Annotated in this window: 1 protein-coding gene; it reads right to left on the bottom strand. The window is 53.0% G+C overall.

Annotated features, from left to right (window positions below):
- On the bottom strand, window positions 1–644 hold a 644-nt coding region (locus tag ACNOHI_RS25015), incomplete at both ends, for a glycoside hydrolase family 3 protein (RefSeq protein WP_420477435.1).

The following is a 644-nucleotide window of genomic DNA, read 5'->3' as shown; positions in this document are numbered from 1 at the left end:
AAGGTGCCTTTTATAAGCTTCGCTCTGCATATCCATATCACATCCGGCGGTGATGGCCTTGAGGGCAGCGTCTGAACTATCACTGGCATAGCCCCATTCCACCATTTCGCCTATCGAGCCCCAGTCGCTAACCACAAAGCCCTTATAGTTCCATTTTCCTTTCAAAATGTGCCGCTGCAGATCGCTGTTCCCGGTAGCCGGTATTCCGTTAAGGGTGCTGAAGGAATTCATAAAAGTGGCCACTCCCGCATCTGCTGCAGCTTTAAAGGGAGGAAGATAGGTATCCCATAATAGCCGTTCGCTCATATCAACATCGTTGTAATCGCGACCGGCCGCAACGGCTCCGTAGGCGGCAAAATGCTTTGCACAAGCCATTACTGCATCGGTAGCTCCTAACCTGTCGCCCTGAAAACCATAAACACGTGCCTTTGCAATCGCCGAACCCAGGAAGACATCTTCCCCGGCACCTTCCATGACCCTCCCCCATCTTGGGTCCCGGCCTATATCTACCATAGGAGCAAATGTCCAGTGCAAGCCGGCTGCGGCAGCTTCTCTGGCTGCTATATGCGCCGACAGGCGAATGGCGTCGAGATCCCAGGACGCAGCTTCAGCAAGCGGGATGGGAAAAATAGTTTTATAACCGT

This window comes from Noviherbaspirillum sp. ST9, from assembly GCF_048799745.1.
Classification (GTDB): domain Bacteria; phylum Pseudomonadota; class Gammaproteobacteria; order Burkholderiales; family Burkholderiaceae_D; genus Noviherbaspirillum.
Note: the sequence above shows the minus strand (reverse complement) of the source record. Positions and strands in the feature narration are given on the sequence as shown.